15 protein-coding genes are annotated in these 18,291 nt (G+C 67.4%); 6 read left to right on the top strand and 9 right to left on the bottom strand.

Translation table 11 applies throughout. The annotated features are described in order from the left end of the window. Positions 1 to 233: 233 nt before the first annotated feature. The 3 genes from ACQR1F_RS08690 to ACQR1F_RS08680 form a co-directional block, all read right to left on the bottom strand. Complete coding sequence (locus tag ACQR1F_RS08690; protein WP_434893563.1) at positions 234 to 1,889, bottom strand: hydantoinase B/oxoprolinase family protein; 1,656 nt, start codon at positions 1,887 to 1,889, stop codon at positions 234 to 236. 2 nt (positions 1,890 to 1,891) lie between these two features. After that, complete coding sequence (locus tag ACQR1F_RS08685; RefSeq protein WP_434847782.1) at positions 1,892 to 3,976, bottom strand: hydantoinase/oxoprolinase family protein; 2,085 nt, start codon at positions 3,974 to 3,976, stop codon at positions 1,892 to 1,894. Positions 3,977 to 4,764: 788 nt separating this feature from the next. Beyond that, complete coding sequence (locus ACQR1F_RS08680; protein ID WP_315804899.1) at positions 4,765 to 5,274, bottom strand: DUF6789 family protein; 510 nt, start codon at positions 5,272 to 5,274, stop codon at positions 4,765 to 4,767. A 112-nt stretch (positions 5,275 to 5,386) separates the two neighbouring features. Between ACQR1F_RS08680 and ACQR1F_RS08675 the strand changes: the two genes are divergently transcribed. From ACQR1F_RS08675 to ACQR1F_RS08665, 3 genes are all read left to right on the top strand, one after another. Continuing rightward, entirely contained in the window at positions 5,387 to 5,893 is a 507-nt protein-coding gene (locus ACQR1F_RS08675) for a Spy/CpxP family protein refolding chaperone (protein ID WP_315804900.1), read from the top strand. A 109-nt stretch (positions 5,894 to 6,002) separates the two neighbouring features. Further along, entirely contained in the window at positions 6,003 to 7,991 is a 1,989-nt protein-coding gene (locus ACQR1F_RS08670) for a DEAD/DEAH box helicase (protein WP_434912836.1), read from the top strand. A gap of 58 nt (positions 7,992 to 8,049) precedes the next feature. Then, on the top strand, positions 8,050 to 8,451 hold the full coding sequence (locus ACQR1F_RS08665; protein ID WP_434886679.1) for a DUF2177 family protein: 402 nt from the start codon (positions 8,050 to 8,052) through the stop codon (positions 8,449 to 8,451). Between the two features lie 108 nt (positions 8,452 to 8,559). Here the strand turns inward: ACQR1F_RS08665 and ACQR1F_RS08660 are convergent, their stop codons facing one another. Then, complete coding sequence (locus ACQR1F_RS08660) at positions 8,560 to 9,219, bottom strand: peroxiredoxin (RefSeq protein WP_315804903.1); 660 nt, start codon at positions 9,217 to 9,219, stop codon at positions 8,560 to 8,562. 366 nt (positions 9,220 to 9,585) lie between these two features. Between ACQR1F_RS08660 and ACQR1F_RS08655 the strand changes: the two genes are divergently transcribed. Both ACQR1F_RS08655 and ACQR1F_RS08650 read left to right on the top strand, forming a co-directional pair. Then, positions 9,586 to 10,155, top strand: coding sequence for a hypothetical protein (locus tag ACQR1F_RS08655; protein ID WP_434838322.1), 570 nt, complete (start codon positions 9,586 to 9,588; stop codon positions 10,153 to 10,155). Between the two features lie 172 nt (positions 10,156 to 10,327). Beyond that, positions 10,328 to 11,452, top strand: a complete 1,125-nt coding sequence (locus tag ACQR1F_RS08650) for a S1C family serine protease (RefSeq protein ID WP_434912835.1) — start codon at positions 10,328 to 10,330, stop codon at positions 11,450 to 11,452. Positions 11,453 to 11,640: 188 nt separating this feature from the next. Here ACQR1F_RS08650 and ACQR1F_RS08645 read toward each other — a convergent pair whose 3' ends face one another. Further along, positions 11,641 to 13,497: an alkaline phosphatase family protein gene (locus ACQR1F_RS08645; protein WP_434894043.1), complete on the bottom strand. Its 1,857-nt coding sequence runs from the start codon at positions 13,495 to 13,497 to the stop codon at positions 11,641 to 11,643. Between the two features lie 204 nt (positions 13,498 to 13,701). Between ACQR1F_RS08645 and ACQR1F_RS08640 the strand changes: the two genes are divergently transcribed. Continuing rightward, positions 13,702 to 14,196: a ferritin-like domain-containing protein gene (locus tag ACQR1F_RS08640; protein WP_316216083.1), complete on the top strand. Its 495-nt coding sequence runs from the start codon at positions 13,702 to 13,704 to the stop codon at positions 14,194 to 14,196. Positions 14,197 to 14,209: 13 nt separating this feature from the next. On the opposite strand, the gene ACQR1F_RS08635 is transcribed toward ACQR1F_RS08640, so the two are convergent. The 4 genes from ACQR1F_RS08635 to ACQR1F_RS08620 are packed head-to-tail and all read right to left on the bottom strand — an operon-like array spanning position 14,210 to position 18,201. Continuing rightward, positions 14,210 to 15,463 carry an arsenic transporter gene (locus tag ACQR1F_RS08635; RefSeq protein WP_434912834.1) on the bottom strand — a complete coding sequence of 418 codons (1,254 nt, stop codon included), beginning with the start codon at positions 15,461 to 15,463 and terminating at the stop codon, positions 14,210 to 14,212. A 22-nt stretch (positions 15,464 to 15,485) separates the two neighbouring features. Next, on the bottom strand, positions 15,486 to 16,760 hold the full coding sequence (locus ACQR1F_RS08630) for an MFS transporter (RefSeq protein ID WP_434838318.1): 1,275 nt from the start codon (positions 16,758 to 16,760) through the stop codon (positions 15,486 to 15,488). 40 nt (positions 16,761 to 16,800) lie between these two features. Beyond that, complete coding sequence (locus ACQR1F_RS08625; RefSeq protein WP_434912833.1) at positions 16,801 to 17,454, bottom strand: hypothetical protein; 654 nt, start codon at positions 17,452 to 17,454, stop codon at positions 16,801 to 16,803. A gap of 45 nt (positions 17,455 to 17,499) precedes the next feature. Then, the gene (locus ACQR1F_RS08620; protein WP_316182202.1) at positions 17,500 to 18,201 is read right to left on the bottom strand and encodes a hypothetical protein; all 702 of its coding nucleotides are present in this window, start codon (positions 18,199 to 18,201) and stop codon (positions 17,500 to 17,502) included. Positions 18,202 to 18,291 lie beyond the last annotated feature (90 nt).

The raw sequence follows: 18,291 nt of genomic DNA, 5'->3' as shown, positions 1-18,291 counted from the left end.
GAAGAGGTTTGGCGAGCCGTGTGGTCGTGGCCATCCTTCGAGACGCCCGCCTGCGGCGGGCTCCTCAGGATGAGGGCTCGTTGCGCGGCCAGATGCTGATCCTCTCCATGAGGACGCCCCTCATGGTCAATGTGCAGCACCGATAGCGGTGCTAAACCCTCATGGTGAGGAGCGTCGCTCTTGCGACGCGTCTCGAACCATGAGGCCACCAATGTTTCGACTGGCATGAGATCTCACCGCGCCTGCCCGTAGACCTTTGCCGCGTTGTCCGCCGACACCAGCCCGCTCTCGACATCGCTCTGCACGAGCTCCGCCGCGCGTTCGCGGGGATCGCCGATGCCTGCACCGCCCGGCGTCAGCACCACCAGCCGGTCGTCCGGCGGCACGGTCTGAAAACCCTTGCCACGCAGCTTCTTGCCCGACGCGAGCCCGACATAGCCGGCTTCGCCATGGTGGCCGCCGTCGCGGCCGCGCGGCGGGTGGTCGATGCGGTCGAAGGCGGCGAGGATGTCGAACGGCGCGTCGACGCCGCTGCCGACCTCGATGATCTGGCCGAGGCCGCCGCGGGTGCGGCCGGCGCCGCCGGAATCCGGCCGCAGCTCCTTGCGCCAGAAGATCAGCGGCGTCTGCGTCTCCGCGATCTCGACCGGCGTGCCGCGCACGCCGGAGGGATAGGCGGTAGCCGACAGCCCGTCCTTGTCGAAACGGGCGCCAGTGCCGCCGTTCGACGTCACCGCCATCGAGAACCCGTAATTGCCGCCGGCGCCGGAGCGGGTCTGGCCGCGGACGTTGAGATTCCACAGACACGACGTGCCTTCGGCGGGCACGCGCTCGGGGATGATCTGGCGCAGGCAGCCGAACACCACGTCGGGCAGCATCTGGCCGATGACATGACGCGAGGCGACCGGCGCCGGCTTCGGCGCATTGAGGATCGCGCCCGATGGCGCCGACACGGTCAGCGGCGACAGCGAGCCGGCATTGTTGGGGATCGCGGAGGCCACGACGCAACCGAGCCCGAACACCGTGTAGGCCGTGGTGTAGGACAATGGCACGTTGATACCGAATTTCGAGGCGGGCGAGGTGCCGTCGAAGTCGACGTGGATGCCGCTCTCCGAGATCGTCAGCGCCGCCTTCAGGGTGACAGGCGCATCATAGCCGTCGACCACCATCTCGTTGCGCCAGGTGCCCTTGGGCAGCTTGGCGATCTCGGCCAGGACGGCGTCGCGCGAGCGGTCGCAGATGTAGTCGCCGAGCGCATCGAGCGAGGCGATGCCGAACTCGGTCATCATCTCGACCAGGCGCTGGCAGCCGACATCGTTGCAGGCGGCGAGCGAATAGGTGTCGCCTTCGGTGTCCACCGGCAGCCGGGTGTTGGCGCGGATCATGGCCATCAGCGTCTCGTTGACGACGCCCTGGTCGATCAGCTTCAGCATCGGGATGTACAGCCCCTCCATGAATACGTCGGTGCCGTCGGGGCCGAAGCCGATGCCGCCGATATCCATCAGATGGCTGGTGCAGGAGAACAAGGCGACCGGCTGGCCGTCCTTGAAGCAGGGGGTGGTGACGACGAAATCGTTGAGATGCCCGGTGCCCATCCAGGGATCGTTGGTGATGTAGGCATCGCCGGGCTTCATCGTGTGGATCGGAAAATGCGCGATGAAGTGCTTCACCGACTCCGCCATCGAGTTGACGTGGCCCGGCGTGCCGGTGACGGCCTGCGCCAGCATGCGGCCGTTCAGGTCGAACACGCCGGCGGAGAGGTCGCCGCATTCGCGCACGATCGGGCTGAAGGCGGTGCGCAGCAGCACCTGGGCCTGTTCCTCGACCACGGCGATCAGCCGGTGCCACATGATCTGCAAGTCGATCAGGCTGCTCTGTGATGGACTCATTGTCAGGCCGCCTTCCGTTCCATGACGATGCTGCCGGCACCATCGATATGCGCGTCAAAACTGTTGGAGATGAAAGTCGAGGTCTCGTCCTCGGCGATCACGGCGGGGCCGGCGATGACCGCGCCCGGCGCCATCTGCTCGCGGCGATACAGCGGGATCTCGACGAAGCGTCCGGCGCGGCCGTCGAAGAACCTGCGGTGCCCCGCAGCCTTGCCCGCAGGCTTGCGTTGCACCTCGGTGACGGCGGGCGGTTGGTGCGCATCCGTCGTCGCGAGCACCGACCAGCTCAGGACCTCGATCGCCGCACCGGGGATCGGGCGCTCGAACAGCGCGGCGTAGCCGGCCTCGAAGGTCGTACGCAGGGTGGGCAGGTCGTCCGCCGTCAGGGGGCGGTTCGGCAACTCGACATTGATCTCGTGGCCCTGGCCGACATAGCGCATGAAAGCCGAGCGGCGCTCGCGCAACGGTGCGCCGGCCGCACCAGGCTCCACCAGCGCGCGGGCCTCATCGGCCATCTCCTGCAGCAGAGTGGAGACGAGCGCCGTGTCGAAATCGTCGAGCCTCGCATGGCGGCTGCGCACCAGCTCATAGGCGATCGGTGCGGCGAGGAAGCCGACCGCCGAGCCGACACCGGCATTGGACGGCACGATCACCCTGGCGACGCCGATCTTCTCGGCGACGCGCGCGGCATGCAGTGGCGCTGCGCCGCCGAAGGCGATCAGCGTGTGCTGGCCGATGACGGCGCCGCGCTCGACGGCATGGACGCGCGCCGCGCTCGCCATGTTCTCGCAGACGACCTCGTGCACCGCGTAGGCAGCGGTCTCGGCGTCCAAGCCGAGCGGGGCGCCGACGTCGCGGAGCAGGGCCTGTTTCGACAGTTCGGGATCGAGCCTGATGGTGCCGCCGGCAAACGCGTCGGGATCGATCATGCCGAGCGCGACATCGGAATCGGTGACCGCCGGGCGCTGGCCGCCGCGGCCGTAGCAGGCCGGACCCGGCTCGGAAGAGGCGCTCTCCGGGCCCACGGTGACGCGCTTCATCGCATCGATGCGCGCGATCGAGCCGCCGCCGGCGCCGATCTCGACCATCTCGATCACGGGGATGCGCACCGGCAGGCCCGAGCCTTTGAGGAACCGCGCGGCACGGTCGACCTCGAACACACGCGAGCTCTCCGGCTCGAAATTCTCGATCAGGCAGATCTTGGCGGTGGTGCCGCCCATGTCGAACGACAGCACCTTGCGCTCGCCGAGCGTAGCTGCGATCTGGCCGGCGAAGATCGCGCCGCCCGCGGGACCGGATTCGACGAGCCGCACCGGGAAGCGGCGCGCCGTGGCGATCGAGGTGACGCCGCCGCCCGAGGTGACGAGATAGATCGCGCCGCGGAACTGCTCGATTTGCAGCGCCCGCTCCATGCGCGCGAGATAGCTGTCCATCAACGGCTGCACATAGGCGTTGGCGACCGCGGTCGAGGTGCGTTCGTATTCCCGGATTTCGGGACAGACCGCCGAGGACAAAGTGACCGAGACATCAGGCATCGCCTCGGTCAGGATCTCGGCAGCGCGGCGCTCATGCGCGGGATTGGCGTAGGCGTGCAGGAAGGCGACGGCGATGCTGGCGACATCGAGGGCGCGCAACTGCGGCACCAGCGCGCGCACCGCCGCTTCGTCGAGCGGCAGTCTGACGTCTCCGTGGGCATCAACGCGCTCGGGCACGGTGAAGCGCAGGGAGCGCGGCACCAGCGGCTTCGGTTTGTCGATCGAGAGATCGTACTGGTCGTAGCGGCTCTCGGTTCCAATATCCAGAACATCGCGGAAGCCGGACGTTGCGATCAGTGCGGTCCTGGCGCCGCGGCGCTCGATGATGGCATTGGTCGCGAGCGTGGTGCCGTGAATGAAGACATCGATGTCGCAGATGCGCGCCTTCGCGTCGGCGAGAATGAGACGGGTGCCGTCCAGCACGGCTTGCTCCGGCTGCGTCGGCGTGGTCAGCAGCTTGCGCGTCCGGCGCTGCGTACCGATGTCGAGAACGATATCGGTGAACGTGCCCCCGATATCGACGGCCAGCCGGACTTCGGCTCCTTCAAGCATTCCATGTCTCCGCAAGCGACGAACTGATGTGCGATTTGAGCAAGTCCCATGCCATTGCGCCAGCGGGGATGCAGTTTGCTGCTCTGCGTTTGCTGCGGTGCGGACTTGAAGTCGCGGTGCGATGGGCGATCAACTTGGCCGATCGGCTTGCTGTTGTTTGCGACACCGTCATGTCGCCACGCGCGACGATTGGCGTGAGACCGACGACCATCTCCACAACGTCATTCCGGGGCTCGCCGTGCGGGCGTCCCGGAATGACACCGTGTGTTGATCGAACGCGCCAAACATGACTTCGCATTCCCGCGGCACGATGGGCCCGAGTTTCTGCTGCTTGCTCACCCTCCGCAAACGAGAGGGTGCAGGGAATGCCGGGTGAAGGCCTCACCCATGGCCCGCCTGCGAAAAAAATGCAGGCGGCAGGTACCACAGGCAAAGCCGAACACTCCGGCATTCCCTGCGCGGTGGTCTTCACGCTTATACGCAGTCTCCCTGGTGCGCCGGCTTGTTGGCCACCATTGTCCGCGCGATGCGCAAGCATCGTCACGAGCGTGATACCAGCTTCGGGGTATCGGGACGCTGCGACTTCACGTCCGCAATCATGCCGGTCGTCTGCGCGAAATGCGCGTCCGGCATGAATCGCGGCCACCGCATCCCGCACCGACGTTCGTGACGACGCGTACGTCCCTCTGCATGGGCAGGACGACGCGGATCATACATGAGTTACGAGAAAACGAAAGAAAAAAATTCGGTCTTTTCGAAATGACGCCAGGGGTCCCTCCCGGCGGCGCTCAGACGTGACCGCCGTCTCCGCGGCCGACCTCGATCTTCTGATCCGGTCCCTGCAGAGCCGCATACACGGCGCCCAGCACGACGCTATACGCCTCGACCATCGCCAGCGAGAACAGCGCCGGGCCGGCGCCCAGCCCGAGCGACGTTGCGAACGGTCCAAGGCCGATGGCGGGAAACAACACGATTCCGAGCAGCAGCCAGCCGGCGAGCCCGAGCAGGAAGCCTTTGGCGACACCGCTGCCGCCGGGCAGGCGGTGGAAGAAGCGCCCGAACAGCAGGCCGATCAGGAAGGCTCCGTTGAGCTGCGAGAGCAGCCACAGCGGCGCCCCGTCCTGCATCGCTCGGGCGAACAGGGGCTGGAGCGTATCGAGCAGCGCCGAGGCGGGATCGAACTGCGGCAACAGGTGAAGCCCGCTCTTGAGCTCCATCAGGCCTATATGAGCCAACGTCCCGCAGCCCGATGCGACCGCCGACGTCCATATCCAGCGATAGCTGCGTATCGTTGTCATCTCCTCAATTTGGCCGTCGCCCATCATTGGTCCGTTGATCTTGCTCAAAAGGCAAGTTCGCCGTGCGCTTAGTTTGCGCGAACTCATTGGTGCCACGTCGAGGAGTTCTGCCATGCGATTAGATCCACGCGCGCTGGTGTTCGCAGCCGCAATCGTGACCGTCACCGCCGCCCCGGGCCTTGCCCAGCCGGGCGCAGGCGGACCGGGTTGGGGGCCGGGCATGATGATGGGGCCGGGGATGATGGGCGGCCGGGGGTTCGGCTTCCTCTGCAATCCCCGCATGGCCGGATTTGCCGAATGGCGGATGTCGCAGATCGAGGCGGCCATCAAGCCGAACGACACGCAGCGGGCGCGGCTCGATGATCTCAAGGCGGCATCGGCCAAAGCTGCGGAGCTGATCACGAAGGACTGCCCGGCGACGCCGCCGGCCAAGGCGACCGACCGCCTCGCGCTGGCGGAGCAGCGCCTCGACACGATGCAGCAGGCGATCAAGATCGTCCGGCCAGCGTTCCAGGCGCTCTACGACTCGCTCGACGACAAGCAGAAGGCGGCGATGGACAGCAGCGGGCCCCGCAACTGGGGCTGGCGTCACTGGCACTGGCCGTGGAGCGACGAGTAGCGGCGTAGCGGGGGGCCGGGGAGCGCCGCGTTGATTGGGTGCGGGCGGGCATGGCGATTTCGCTCCGCATGGCGTAAAGCCATCGGAATCAAACGAGGTTTTCCGTCAATTGCCCTTTCCCGCGACCCATCCGCCGCTCGCCCGCGCCCTGGCCGAGCGCAACTATGAGACTCCCACGCCCGTCCAGCTCGCGGTGCTCGCGGACGACGCCGTCGATCGCGACCTCCTGGTGTCGGCCCAAACGGGGTCTGGCAAGACCGTCGCCTATGGGCTGGCGATGGCGGCGAATCTGTTGGGTGACGCCGAACGGTTCGCGCCGGCGGCGGCGCCGCTGGCGCTGATCGTGGCGCCGACGCGCGAGCTGGCGCTGCAGGTCCAGCGCGAGCTCGGCTGGCTCTATCAGCACGCTGGCGCGCGCGTTGTCTCCTGCGTCGGCGGCATGGATCCACGCCGCGAGCAGCGCGAGCTCGAGGCGGGCGCCCATATCGTGGTCGGCACGCCCGGGCGGCTGTGCGACCATCTGCGGCGCGGGCGTCTCGACATCTCGGAATTGAAGGCCGTGGTGCTCGACGAGGCCGACGAGATGCTCAATCTCGGCTTTCGCGAGGACATGGAGTTCATTCTCGAGACCACGCCGGAGACGCGCCGGACCCTGCTGTTCTCGGCGACCTTTCCGCGCGGCATCGTGGCGCTGGCGAAGCAGTATCAGGACGACGCGTTCCGGATCGAGGTCGAGGGCGATGAAGGCGGGCATGCCGACATCGAGTACCGCGCCATCCGCATCGCCGCCGACGATGTCGAGCATGCGGTCGTCAACGTGCTGCGCTTCTACGAGTCGCCGAGCGCAATCGTGTTCTGCAACACGCGCGAGGCGGTGCGGCATCTGCAGGCGGCGCTGCTGGAGCGCGGCTTTTCCGTCGTCGCGCTGTCGGGTGAGCTGACGCAGAACGAGCGCACGATGGCGCTGCAGTCGCTTCGCGACGGCCGCTCGCGGGTGTGCGTGGCGACCGACGTCGCGGCGCGCGGCATCGATCTCGCCAATCTCGATCTCGTCATCCATGCCGAGCTGCCGAACGATCCCGAGGTGATGCAGCATCGCTCGGGTCGCACCGGCCGCGCCGGCCGCAAGGGCGTCAGCGTGCTGCTGGTGCCGCCGGCGCGGCGGCGGCGGGCGGAAACGCTGCTGAACCTCGCCGGCATCGAGGCCGCGTGGGGCGCGGCGCCGCAAGCTGATGAGATCCGCAAGCTCGATCAGGAGCGCATGCTGCACGACCAGGTGTTCACCGAGGAGACGACGGCGGAGGATCTGGCGCTCGCGCAAGCGCTGCTGGCGGAGCGGTCGGCCGAGGACATCGCCGCCGCATTGGCGCGGCTCTATCGCGCGCGGCTGCCGTCGCCGGAGGACATTCTGGATCCGGGCCAGGACCGCGGCCGCCCGCGCCAGGATCGTGGTCGCGACACCGCCCGGCCGGCGCGCGGCGAGGAGCGGCCAGCGTCGCCCCGAACGAAGACCGGGAAGCCGTCGGCCCGCCACGGCATGGGCGAGCCGAGCGTCTGGTTCCGGGCGACGATCGGGCGCAGGAAGAATGCGGAGGCACGCTGGCTGCTGCCGATGATCTGCCGGCGCGGCGGCATCGACAAGCACGACATCGGCGCCATCAAGATCCAGGACACGACGACCGAGTTCGAGATCGCCGCGCGGGTCGCGGACGCCTTCGCCGCCAACATCCGCCGTCCCGACAAGGAGGATACGATCCGCATCGAGCCGCTGGCGGCTGCGCCGTCGGGGCAGGGGGCCGCCGACAAACCGCGTCCGGAGAAGCGGGCGGCGCGGCGCGAGGCCGAGCCACGGCGCCAGGCAGAGGAAAGCGCCTACCATCCGCTGCATCGCGATCAGCCTCGCCGGGACAAGGAAGCTCCGCCGCGGAGCAGGGCGCATCACGACGCTCCGCCGTCGAAGTCCGGCCATGCCCAGGCGTTCACGAAGAAAAAGAAGCACGGCGACAAGTCCAGCCGTGGCGGACCGGCGTTTCCGTCTCATAGCCCACGGTCGAAGGCGCCTGGTGGAAAGAAGCCCAAGACCAAGCGTCGCGGCTGACGGCACCGGCCGATCCCGCGCCGACGGCAGTGCGTGAAACGTGAAGGAGGAGCCGTCCTTGAGCCGCTACGCCGTCCTGTATTTTGCAACCCTGGCCGTGCTGCTCGGCTTCGACATCCCGTTCCTGAGCATCGTCGCCAAGGGCTTCTTCCAGTCGCAGGTCGGCGAGATGCTCGGCGAGATCCGTCCCGTGCCGGCGGTGCTGTTCTATCTGCTCTATGTCGTGGGCGTGCTGATCTTCGTCAGCGGCACGCTTGATGCGACTTGGCGCTCGACCTTGCTCTATGGCGCGCTGTTCGGGCTGTTCTGCTACGCGACCTTCGAGCTGACCTCGCTCGCGATGCTCAAGCAGTGGACCTGGACGGTGGTGGCGGTCGATATCAGCTGGGGCGTGTTCGTCACGGCGGTGTCGGCGACAGCGGGGCTGCTGATCGCGGACTGGGTCACGCCGCGGGGATGAAGGGGCATCGGCCCGAAGCGCTCGGAGTGCAATCCCAGTCGACCGAGATCCCGGGGCCGCCTCTGCGAGGCGTCCCGGGATGACGTCGTCAAACGTCGGTTGCCGACCTCACTTCGGCTGCGGCACCACGCGCAGATAGGGCTTCGGCGCCTTCCAGCCGTTCGGATAGATCGTCTTGGCCTCGTCGTCGGACACCGAGCCGGCGATGATGACGTCCTCGCCCTGCTTCCAGTCGGCGGGGGTGGCGACGCGGTGCTTCGACGTGAGCTGCAGCGAATCGATGACGCGGAGAATTTCCTGGAAGTTGCGCCCGGTGGTCATCGGGTAGACCAGGATCAGCTTGATCTTCTTGTCCGGGCCGATGATGAAGACGTTGCGGACGGTCTGGTTGTCGGCCGCGCTGCGCTTGGACGGGTCCCCGGAGATCGCCGCCGGCAGCATGTCGTAGAGCTTGGAGACGTTGTAGTCGGTGTCGCCGATCATCGGATAGTTCGGCGCCGCGCCCTGCGTCTCGCGGATGTCCTCCGACCATTTGGCGTGGTTGTCGACCGGGTCGACCGACAGGCCCATCAGCTTGACGCCGCGCTTGTCGAACTCCGGCTTCAGCCGCGCCAGCGCGCCGAGCTCGGTGGTGCACACCGGGGTGAAATCCTTCGGATGCGAGAACAGGAGCGCCCAGCTGTCGCCGATCCAGTCGTGGAATTTGATCTTGCCTTCGGTGGTGTCTGCCTCGAAGTCGGGGGCAGTGGAGCCGATCTGGAGAGCCATGGCAGTCCTCAATTCATTGCAGGTGGTGGGAATAAATCTTCCAAACAGTATAGGAAATACCGCCGCGAAAGGGAACCGGCTGACGGAAAAGAGAAGATAATTGCCCCAAAGCTCACGAGGCCAACAACTTCTTTTGAGTTCCCGGGCTGCGGCGAAACATCCGTCAGACGACCGCTTGCCCAGATTTCGCCATCTGCTGGTCGCAACACGCCGCCCCCAGGACGCCCCACGGCTTTGAACCGTGATCGAGGTCACTGCGGCAAATCGGCAACCGATACAAAAACCCACAGCACCGTTTCGAACCGTTAACCACTCGTTCAGACGCGCGCCGACAAGGTGGGTCAACACAGCAACTGAGAAGAGAACATGGCTACCTCTGCACCAAAAACCATCGGCATCGATGGTCTCGAACCGTCCTCCTGCGAGACCGCTGCCTTCGCGCTCGGCATCGTGCGCGACGGCGTGATCACCGGCGAGGGGCCGACCACGGCGGGACGCGTGCATTTCTCCCGCGTGCTCGATGCCGATGACGCAGCCTGGTGCGCGCGCATTCTGAGCGCCGCCGCGATCAACGACGTGCCGGTCAGCCGCGCCGAGGCCGAGGCGCTGTTCGCGATCGATGCCGCCGCGACCGAGCGCAAGGACGACGGCCGGTTCGAGGATCTGCTCGCCAAGGCGGTGGCGCATCACACCGCGGCCGCCTCCGGCCTGCCGGTGCCGCCGCGCAGCGTTGCGCTGTCGCCGGAGACGGCGATCGAGAGCTGGGCTCCGATCAATGCGCGGGGCATTCGCACCGATGCGCTGGAATGGGTCGCCAAGCAGATGCGCGGCAAGCGCCAGGGCAACCGCGCGCTGATGGCGATGGTCGCGACCCTGGTCGGCGTCACCGTGCTGCCGCTGGCGCAACTGCCCTCGATGATCGACATCGGGATGTAGGCGCGTCGCGTTCATCCAGCCGCATGAGTTCGACGAGCGCGATGATCTCATCGCGCTCTTTTCGTTTTGACCGGTCTTTCTGACCGGCGGCGATCGCATCACGGCTCTTGATGGCGCCGCCCGGCCGGTGAATCAATCGGCGGTGATGCGACCGAACACGGAGAATGTCGAGATGAGCCGATGGAGCTTCGCCGCGCGTCTGTTCGCGGTGGCGGCGACGGCGCTGCTGCTCATGATGGCCTGGCAGACCTTTCCGCTGATCCAGGCCGAGCTGCTCGGGATGCGCGCCAAGCCCCGCGAGATCACGCCGCGCGGCGATCTCGCCGCCGACGAGAAGAGCACGATCGCGCTGTTCGAGAGCCGCAGCGGCTCGGTCGTCTTCATCACGACCGTTCAACAATCGGTCAACCCGTGGACCGGCAATTCGCAGCAGGAGCGCTCCGGCACCGGCTCGGGCTTCGTGTGGGACGACCTCGGCCACGTCGTCACCAACTATCACGTCATCGAAGGCGCGACCGAGGCGCTGGTCAGCCTGACCGATGGACGCTCGTTCCGCGCCGCGCTGGTCGGCGCCAGTCCGGAGAACGATCTGGCGGTGCTCGTGATCGGCGTCGGCGTCGACCGGCCGAAGCCGCTGCCGCTCGGCACCAGCGCCGACCTCAAGGTCGGGCAGAAGGTGTTCGCGATCGGCAATCCGTTCGGTCTCAGCAGCACGCTCACCACCGGCATCGTCTCGGCGCTCAACCGCAACCTGCAGGTCACGCAGGACCGCACCCTGAACGGACTGATCCAGACCGATGCCGCGATCAATCCGGGCAATTCCGGCGGCCCGCTGCTCGACAGCGCGGGACGGCTGATCGGCGTCAACACCGCGATCTACAGCCCCTCGGGCGCCTCTGCCGGTATCGGCTTCGCCGTGCCCGTCGACAGGGTCAACCGGGTCGTGCCGCGCCTGATCGCGAGCGGCCGCTACGTCACCCCGAGCCTTGGCATCCGCACCGATCCCAAGGCCAACGAGGCGCTGTCGGCGCGGCTCGGCCTGTCCGGCGTGTTCGTGCTCGATGTCGAGCAGGATTCGGCGGCCGAGAAGGCGGGGCTCGTTCCGGCGAGGCTGACGCGAGACGGCGGCTTCGCGCTCGGCGATGTCGTGCTGGCGGTCGACGGGCAGGCGGTGGAGTCGCCCGAGGACATGACGCGCGCGCTGGAGAACAAGGCTCCGGGCGACCGGGTGGTGCTGCGCGTGCTCCGCGGCGGCAAGACCGTCGAGGTTCGGGTGACGCTGGACGTCGCGCGGTGAGTAAGTGGACCACACTCCGTCGGCGAGGAGATAGCCGTAGCCCGCATGAGCGAAGCGACATGCGGGAAAAGTGTCCCCGGGTGTCGCTGCGCTCACCCGGGCTACGGCATCGCGTTTGATCGAAACAGGAGTGTCTCGCTTTCGCGGGGCACTCCGGTGATCGCATGGAAGTACTGGCGATCGACTGACTACTTCGCCGCGGCCTTCTGCTTCGGCGCCTCGTCATCCAGCCCCACGGTGCGGCCGGGGAAGCCGGCGACGTCGAAATAGCGCTGGGTGCCGACGCGCTGCAGCTTCAGCACGGTGCGCAGGCCGCCGGCGGCCGGATCGGACTTGACGACGTCCGACACAGCCTTGGGCGTCGCGCCGTTCGGCATCGCTTCGGTCATGACGCGGCCGATCAGTCTGCCCTTCGGAGCGACCTTGAGGTCGAGCAGCCTGGCGGCGGTGGCGCCGACATCGGCGTTGCTGACGGGCAGCGGATCGACGAAGTCCGCCTTGAAGTCCGGACCGATGGCCGCCATGAAGTTGTAGGTATCGCCGCGGCCGAACGAGCCGTGCATGCCCTGGCCCTGGCGCAGCACGGTGTCGGCGACCTCGACCTGGCAGTTGGACGGCTGGTCGCAACCCGGCGCGACATAGGTGCGGAAGTTGACCACGATCGCCGGATGCGGCGTCACCGCCTTGCCCTGCAGGTTGATCTGCGACAGCGGCAAGGTGCCCGGGATCTCGCCGAGCTTGTCGTCGACGAAGATGCCGGAGACGTAGTCCTGCGCCAGCAGCGCCTTGACGGTGCGGCGGGCGAGCTTCCTGTCGTTGTTGGGCAAATAGATCAAGTCGGAGCCGCCATTGGTGGCGACGACGAGATCGGGCTTGGCCGGGTCCTTGCCGAGCACGCCATTGCCGGCCTTGGGGTGCTTGCCTTCGGGCACCGCCGCGTTCTTGTCGTTCGGGTCGAACAGCGGCAGGTCGAGCGCCTTGGCGAGGTCGAGCGCCAGAAAGCCCATCGGCAGGAAGTCCTTCGGCGTGTCGTCATAGCTGACCTTGGCGGAGGGACTCGTTTTGCTCTCCTTGGAGATGGTCGAGAAGCCGTGGTCAGCCTGGACCATGATGTTGGTCGAGGCCGCCAGGCCGAGATCATCGAGCGCCTTGCGCAGCGCGGCCAGATTGTCGTCGGCGTTCTTGATGCCGGCCATCGAGGTCGGGCCGTTGATGCCCGGCGTGATGGTGTTCAGGCTGTCGCCTTGATTGTGCTGGCTGCCGTCCGGGTCGCGCGACCAGAACACCAGCACGAACGGCTTGTTGCGGGCCTTGAACATCGGCAGCACCGCCTTGGTGGCGACGTCGACCATATAGGCCTGCTGGGCGACGTTGGCTGTGGTCGTGCCCGGCGTCTTGGCGTCGCCCGCCTTGCCGTTGTCGCCGCGTGACGGCGTCGCCAGCGCCAGGCCGGCCTTGGTCAGGGCGTCCTTGATCTCGTCGGTGATCGGCACGCCGTTCTTGTTGCCGGTGGAGTCATCGATCACGATCGAGGAGCTCGCGCCCGGCTTGCAGGGGCAGCCGGTGTGGTCGAACAGATAGGTCGGGCCGAGCTTGCCGATCGCGGCGGTCGAATAGCCGGCCTTGCGGGCGAGCTTCAGGATCGTGTCCTCGTTGAGGTAGTCGCCGTTGAAATGCTCGTCGATGTCGCCGAGCACGGCGTCGTTCTCGATGAAGGGCACGATGGTGTCGCCGGCCGGCGCCGAGGTGTAGCCGGTGAAGATCGTGTTGGAGAACGTGCCGGTGTCGCCGAGGTAATGGCCGGTCGCCATGGCCGAGCCGTTGGCCATGGTGAAGGTCGGAAACAGCGAGTGCGAGTTCTTGAAGTTGACGCCCTTGTCGCGGACGGCGGCCATGGCCGGCGCCGTCTCCGGCGTCACCTTCAGCGCGCGCAGGCCGTCGGGAATGAACAGGATCAGGTTATGGGGCGTGGCGTTCTGCGCAAATGCGGCACTGGACGACAGCAGGGTCAGTCCGGCGCACAGCAGCACGAGCGGGCGGCGCATTGAAAACTCCTGAAAAGCAATCGGCGGAATCGCGGCGTCTCGCCGCAGGGAAGAGCTTTAGTTTTGCCGGGTGACAGTTTTGTTACAAGGGGCTCGTGCCCGATCGGCACCGCTCCGGACAGGATTTTCGTCGAGCGGTAGTCCGCGGCAGGAACCAGGGTGTGGCTTCCCGGTTGTCGGCTCACACAATTCAGGGAGCACACCATGCCTGCCGACAAAGACCTCAACGAGCTCTTCCTCGATACCCTCAAGGACATCTACTACGCCGAGAAGCAGATCCTGAAGACGCTGCCGAAGATGGCCAAGGCGGCGCAGTCGGAGAAGCTGGCGGCGGCGTTCGAGAAGCACCAGGAGGAGACCGAAGGCCAGATCGAGCGGCTCGAGCAGATTTTCGAGCTGATCGGCAAGCCCGCCCGCGGCAAGAAGTGCGATGCGATCGAGGGCATCATCGACGAGGGCAAGGAGATCATGGACGAGTACAAGGGGACGCAGGCGCTCGACGCCGGCCTTCTTGCTGCAGCGCAGGCGGTCGAGCACTATGAGATGTCGCGCTATGGCACCCTGAAGGCCTGGGCGCTCAAGCTCAACCTGCCGAAGGCCGCCAAGCTGCTCGACCAGACGCTGAATGAAGAGCGCAAGACCGACGAGTCGCTGACCAAGATCGCTGAGACCGCGGTCAACTACGAGGCGGCCGCCTAAGCCTCGGTCGTCTTTACCAAATGGCCGCCGCCAGCGCTGCGATCAGCGCGGGCGGCGTTGCCACGAGTCCGATCTTCAGGAATTGCCAGGCCGTCACCTCGATCTTCTCACGCCGCAATGCCGTCAGCCACAGGATGGTGGCAAGCGAGCCCGTGACCGAGATGTTTGGGCCGAGATCGACCCCGATCAGGATGGCCCGGATGACCTCATGCGGCAGGTGATCGCTGGTGGCGACGGAGCCTGCGACCAGGCCGACCGGGAGGTTGTTGGCGATGTTGTCGGCGACCGCGGTGATCAGGCCCGCGGCCCACGCCGTGCCGTGCGGCGACGACGTCACGCCCTGGTGCAGCCAGGCGCTGAGCTGGCCGATCGCGCCAACGCGGCTCAGACCTTCCACCATCACGAACAGGCCGCCGACCAGCGGCAGCACGCCCCATGAGATGCCCTGGATCACCGGCCAAGGCGATTGCCGGCCGACGAGCAGGATCGCGGCCGCGGTGACCACGCCGCAGACGAAGGTCGGCAGGCCCAGTTGAACGTCGAGCGCCGAGGCGGTCAGCAGCACGGCTGCGATGGCGCCGATCCCGAACGCGGCGAGCCGGCCTTCGCGACTGAGATGCGGCTTCTCGACATCGGTGCGCAGCGTCTCCTCGCGCAACGCGCGGCGCTGGGTCAGCCACAGCGCGACATAGGTGAGGGCGATCGCGGCCATCGAGGGCAGGGTGAACTGGCGCAGCCATTCGGTCAGATGCGGCATGCGTTCGCCAAACACGACGAGATTGGCCGGGTTGGAGATCGGCAGCACGAAGCTCGCGGCATTGGCGATGAAGGCGCAGACGTACAGATAGGGCAGCGGCGAGGCGCCGGCGGCGCGCGTCGCGGCATAGACCGCCGGCGTCAGCACGATCGCCGTGGCATCGTTGGAGAGCAGCACCGTGACCAGGGTGCCGACCGCATAGACCAGCAGGAACAGCAGTTGCGGCGAGCCGCGCGCATGCTCCACCGCATAGGCCGCGAGATAGTCGAACAGGCCCTCGCGGCGCGCCAGCTCGGCGATCAGCATCATGCCGATCAGGAACAGATAGACGTCGACGCCCTTGCGGATGCCGGTGAGCGCATCGGCTGGTGGCAGCAGGCCGAGCGCGACCAGCAGGATCGCGCCGGCGGCGGCCCACACGGCCTCGGGCAGCCGAAAGGGGCGGATGATGACGCCGGCGATGGCGGGAATGATGATGGCGTAGGCGAGCCAGGTATCGTGCAGGGACATGATCGGGGATCGATAGAGCAAATCATTCGGCGGGGATAGCGGGCGAGGGCGCCGCGTTCGGGTGGGCGGCCTCTGCTCCACCGGTCTCGGGGAGCAGCAGCCAGCACACGATCACGGCGAGGGCGGCAGCCGCGCCGAGCGCCAGGAATGCGGCGCTGTAGCCGCCATGGACCACGACCAGGCCGGCGAGCGCGGTCGACAGCGCTCCGCCAATGCTCTGCGCCGTGATGACCGCGCCCTGGGCGACGTTGAAGCGGCCGGTGCCGCGCATCAGGTCGGCGACGATGACCGGCATGATCGCGCCGAAGATGCCGGCGCCGACGCCGTCCAGCAACTGCACGCCGACCAGCCAGGCCTTGTCGTCGGACAGCGTGTAGAGCACCGCGCGCAGCGGCAGGATGAGCAACGCCGCCAGGAAGAAGCGCTTGTGGCCCCAGCGGTCGGCGCGGGCGCCGACCAGCAGCGCCATCGGCACCATCACGAGCTGGGCGGCGGCAATGCAGGCCGACATCAGGCTGGTGCCGAGATTCTTGTCCTGCAGCGCCAGCTTCTGGCCGACGAGCGGCAGCATGGCGGCGTTGGCGAGGTGAAACAGCGCGACGCAGACCGCGAAGATCAGCAGCGGACGGCAGGTCAGGAGAATGTCCAGGCCCGACGGCTGCTCGCCTTGGCCCGCTCGGTTGCCCTCCGCCTGATGCGCCAGCCCGCGCGCGACGTCATGGTCGATGGCGCGCTCGGGGATGGCGAGCACGCTGATGAGGCTGCCGGCCGACGTGACCGCCATCAGGTAGAACACCGCCGATGGTCCGAGCGCATAGGCGGCGGCGCCGGCGATCACGGCGCCGACGGCATTGCCGGCATGGTTGAAGGTCTCGTTGCGGCCGACGCGCGCCGTGAAGGCCTTGGCGCCGACGATCCCGAGCGACACAGCCGCGATCGCCGGGGCGAAGATCACGCCGGCGGCATTGGCGATGCTCTGCGAGATCGCGACCGGCCAGAAGCTCGTCATTAGCGGCAGCAGCAGGGACGCCGCCGTGACGATGATCGCGGCAACGATCATGACCAGCCGTTTCGCCCTGGTCGCGTCGACCAGCGCGCCGGCCGGCGTCTGCGCGGCGATGCCGGCGATCGTCGCCAGCGACATCACCACGCCGATCGAGGCCTCGTCCCATTTCTGCTCGGTCAGGAGATAGATCGCAAGATAGGGCCCGAGGCCATCGCGCACGTCGGCCAGGAAGAAATTGGCGGCGTCGAGCGCGCGGCGCGCCCGGCGCGTGGTAGTCTCATCCTGTGACATGCTCTCAGGCCTCGGTCCCTCGTTGCGTCAGTGCAGGCGATCACGCGTGCGCGTGATCGTGCTTGGGCCCATGCTTGTGCTTCGGTCCGTGCTTCGGTCCGTTCTTGGGACCATGCTCAGGGCCCTTCTTGGGGCCATGCTTAAGCGGCTTGAGGCTCTTCAGGTCCGGGCCCGCCTCGCGGGCGTGGATGACCCGGCCGAAGCGCGTGTCGATGCCGTCGCCACGAACCGCCAGCGTCGCTTTCGGCGCGAGCAGCTCGGCAATCTCCTTGGCTTCCTTCGGCCCGATGCGCACGACGGTGCCGTCGGTCAGCAGCGCGCCGCGCAGCTCGCCCTTGGGGCCGAACAGCGACAGCCGCACCTTGCCTTCGACGTCCATCCGGTGATGGTCGTGCTTGGGGTGCTCGCGCTCCTCGTCCGGGCCGTGGTCGATGATCTGCCGGCCATCTTCAGCCGACACGGCGACCGCCGCGAGCAGTTGCGCCCCGCGCGGCTTGACGCCCCGCGCGCCGACCGTATCGCCCGCCTTGATGTGGCGCGTCAGCTCCGCCGCCATATGCGGCGGCGTATGGACGAGGATGTCCTTGTCACCTGCCCGCATGACGAAGCCGTCGACCTCGCCATGCGGATTGAGCACGAAGCGTTCGAGCACGCCGTTCACGAGCGGCAGGCTTTCGGGATCGATCCAATGCATGTTCGTCTCCTGTGGTGCGTTCGTTCGTGATCGAAAGGAAAGAGATCAGCCGCGCGGCGGAGGCGGCGGCGGGCCGAGCCGGTCGGGGCCGCCCCTCGGGCCGCGTGGCGGGCGCGGACCGTCGATTTCCGTCATCTGATCCGGCGAGGTGCCGATGGCCTTGACGTCGACGAGCTTGCCGAGGGCGGTCTCGAGCAGGTCGCCGCGCACCGAGATCGTCTGTCCGGGATGCAGCCAGTCGGCCAGCCGTTCGGCTTCGGGCGGCGGCAGGCGGAGCGACGTGCCGTCATCGAGCACCGCGCCGTTGACCTCGCCGCGCTTGCCGTGCAGCACCGTGGCGATCCGTCCGCTGACCGTCTGGTCGGCGCCGTGCCGGCCGGGGCGGTCGGGCGGACCGTCGTCCACGACGGTCTTGCCGGTCGCGATATTGGTGATCGAGGCCGCGTCGACCAGCGGCAGCGCGCGGGCGCGCAGGCCGCGGATCGAGACGCCGTCGCCCGGCCGGATCGTGAACACGACCTGAGCCGTCAGATGCGGCGGCAGCTTCACCTCGGTGCCGTCGTTGAGAATCAGTCCGTCGACATCGCCGCGCGGCGTCAGCGTGTATTGCTTGACGATCCCGCGTGTCTCCGGAAGCTGCGATGCATCCCACGTCGCATCCGGCGGGGACAGCGGGGCCTGGGCGCTGGCCGCAGTCATGCCGCAGCCTGCTGCGGCGAGCATCAGCGCGGCCATGATCGGCGTCATCTTTCGCGTCATCCTGGAACTCCTTTGGCAGGGGTGACGCGAGATGGTTCGCAACGGCCGTGCCAAGTGCCGGACGACGACAAATCAATG

Source organism: Bradyrhizobium sp. HKCCYLS3013 (assembly GCF_051167615.1).
Taxonomy (GTDB): domain Bacteria; phylum Pseudomonadota; class Alphaproteobacteria; order Rhizobiales; family Xanthobacteraceae; genus Bradyrhizobium.
This window is presented reverse-complemented; position numbering and strand designations above follow the sequence as displayed.

Excerpts from the sequence above, each read along its gene's own strand:
- ACQR1F_RS08690 (WP_434893563.1), bottom strand. The coding sequence starts at position 1,889 with ATGAGTCCATCACAGAGCAGCCTGATCGACTTGCAGATCATGTGGCAC.
- ACQR1F_RS08685 (WP_434847782.1), bottom strand. The coding sequence starts at position 3,976 with ATGCTTGAAGGAGCCGAAGTCCGGCTGGCCGTCGATATCGGGGGCACG.
- ACQR1F_RS08680 (WP_315804899.1), bottom strand. The coding sequence starts at position 5,274 with ATGACAACGATACGCAGCTATCGCTGGATATGGACGTCGGCGGTCGCA.
- ACQR1F_RS08675 (WP_315804900.1), top strand. The coding sequence starts at position 5,387 with ATGCGATTAGATCCACGCGCGCTGGTGTTCGCAGCCGCAATCGTGACC.
- ACQR1F_RS08660 (WP_315804903.1), bottom strand. The coding sequence starts at position 9,219 with ATGGCTCTCCAGATCGGCTCCACTGCCCCCGACTTCGAGGCAGACACC.
- ACQR1F_RS08655 (WP_434838322.1), top strand. The coding sequence starts at position 9,586 with ATGGCTACCTCTGCACCAAAAACCATCGGCATCGATGGTCTCGAACCG.
- ACQR1F_RS08650 (WP_434912835.1), top strand. The coding sequence starts at position 10,328 with ATGAGCCGATGGAGCTTCGCCGCGCGTCTGTTCGCGGTGGCGGCGACG.
- ACQR1F_RS08645 (WP_434894043.1), bottom strand. The coding sequence starts at position 13,497 with ATGCGCCGCCCGCTCGTGCTGCTGTGCGCCGGACTGACCCTGCTGTCG.
- ACQR1F_RS08640 (WP_316216083.1), top strand. The coding sequence starts at position 13,702 with ATGCCTGCCGACAAAGACCTCAACGAGCTCTTCCTCGATACCCTCAAG.
- ACQR1F_RS08635 (WP_434912834.1), bottom strand. The coding sequence starts at position 15,463 with ATGTCCCTGCACGATACCTGGCTCGCCTACGCCATCATCATTCCCGCC.
- ACQR1F_RS08630 (WP_434838318.1), bottom strand. The coding sequence starts at position 16,760 with ATGTCACAGGATGAGACTACCACGCGCCGGGCGCGCCGCGCGCTCGAC.
- ACQR1F_RS08625 (WP_434912833.1), bottom strand. The coding sequence starts at position 17,454 with ATGCATTGGATCGATCCCGAAAGCCTGCCGCTCGTGAACGGCGTGCTC.
- ACQR1F_RS08620 (WP_316182202.1), bottom strand. The coding sequence starts at position 18,201 with ATGACGCCGATCATGGCCGCGCTGATGCTCGCCGCAGCAGGCTGCGGC.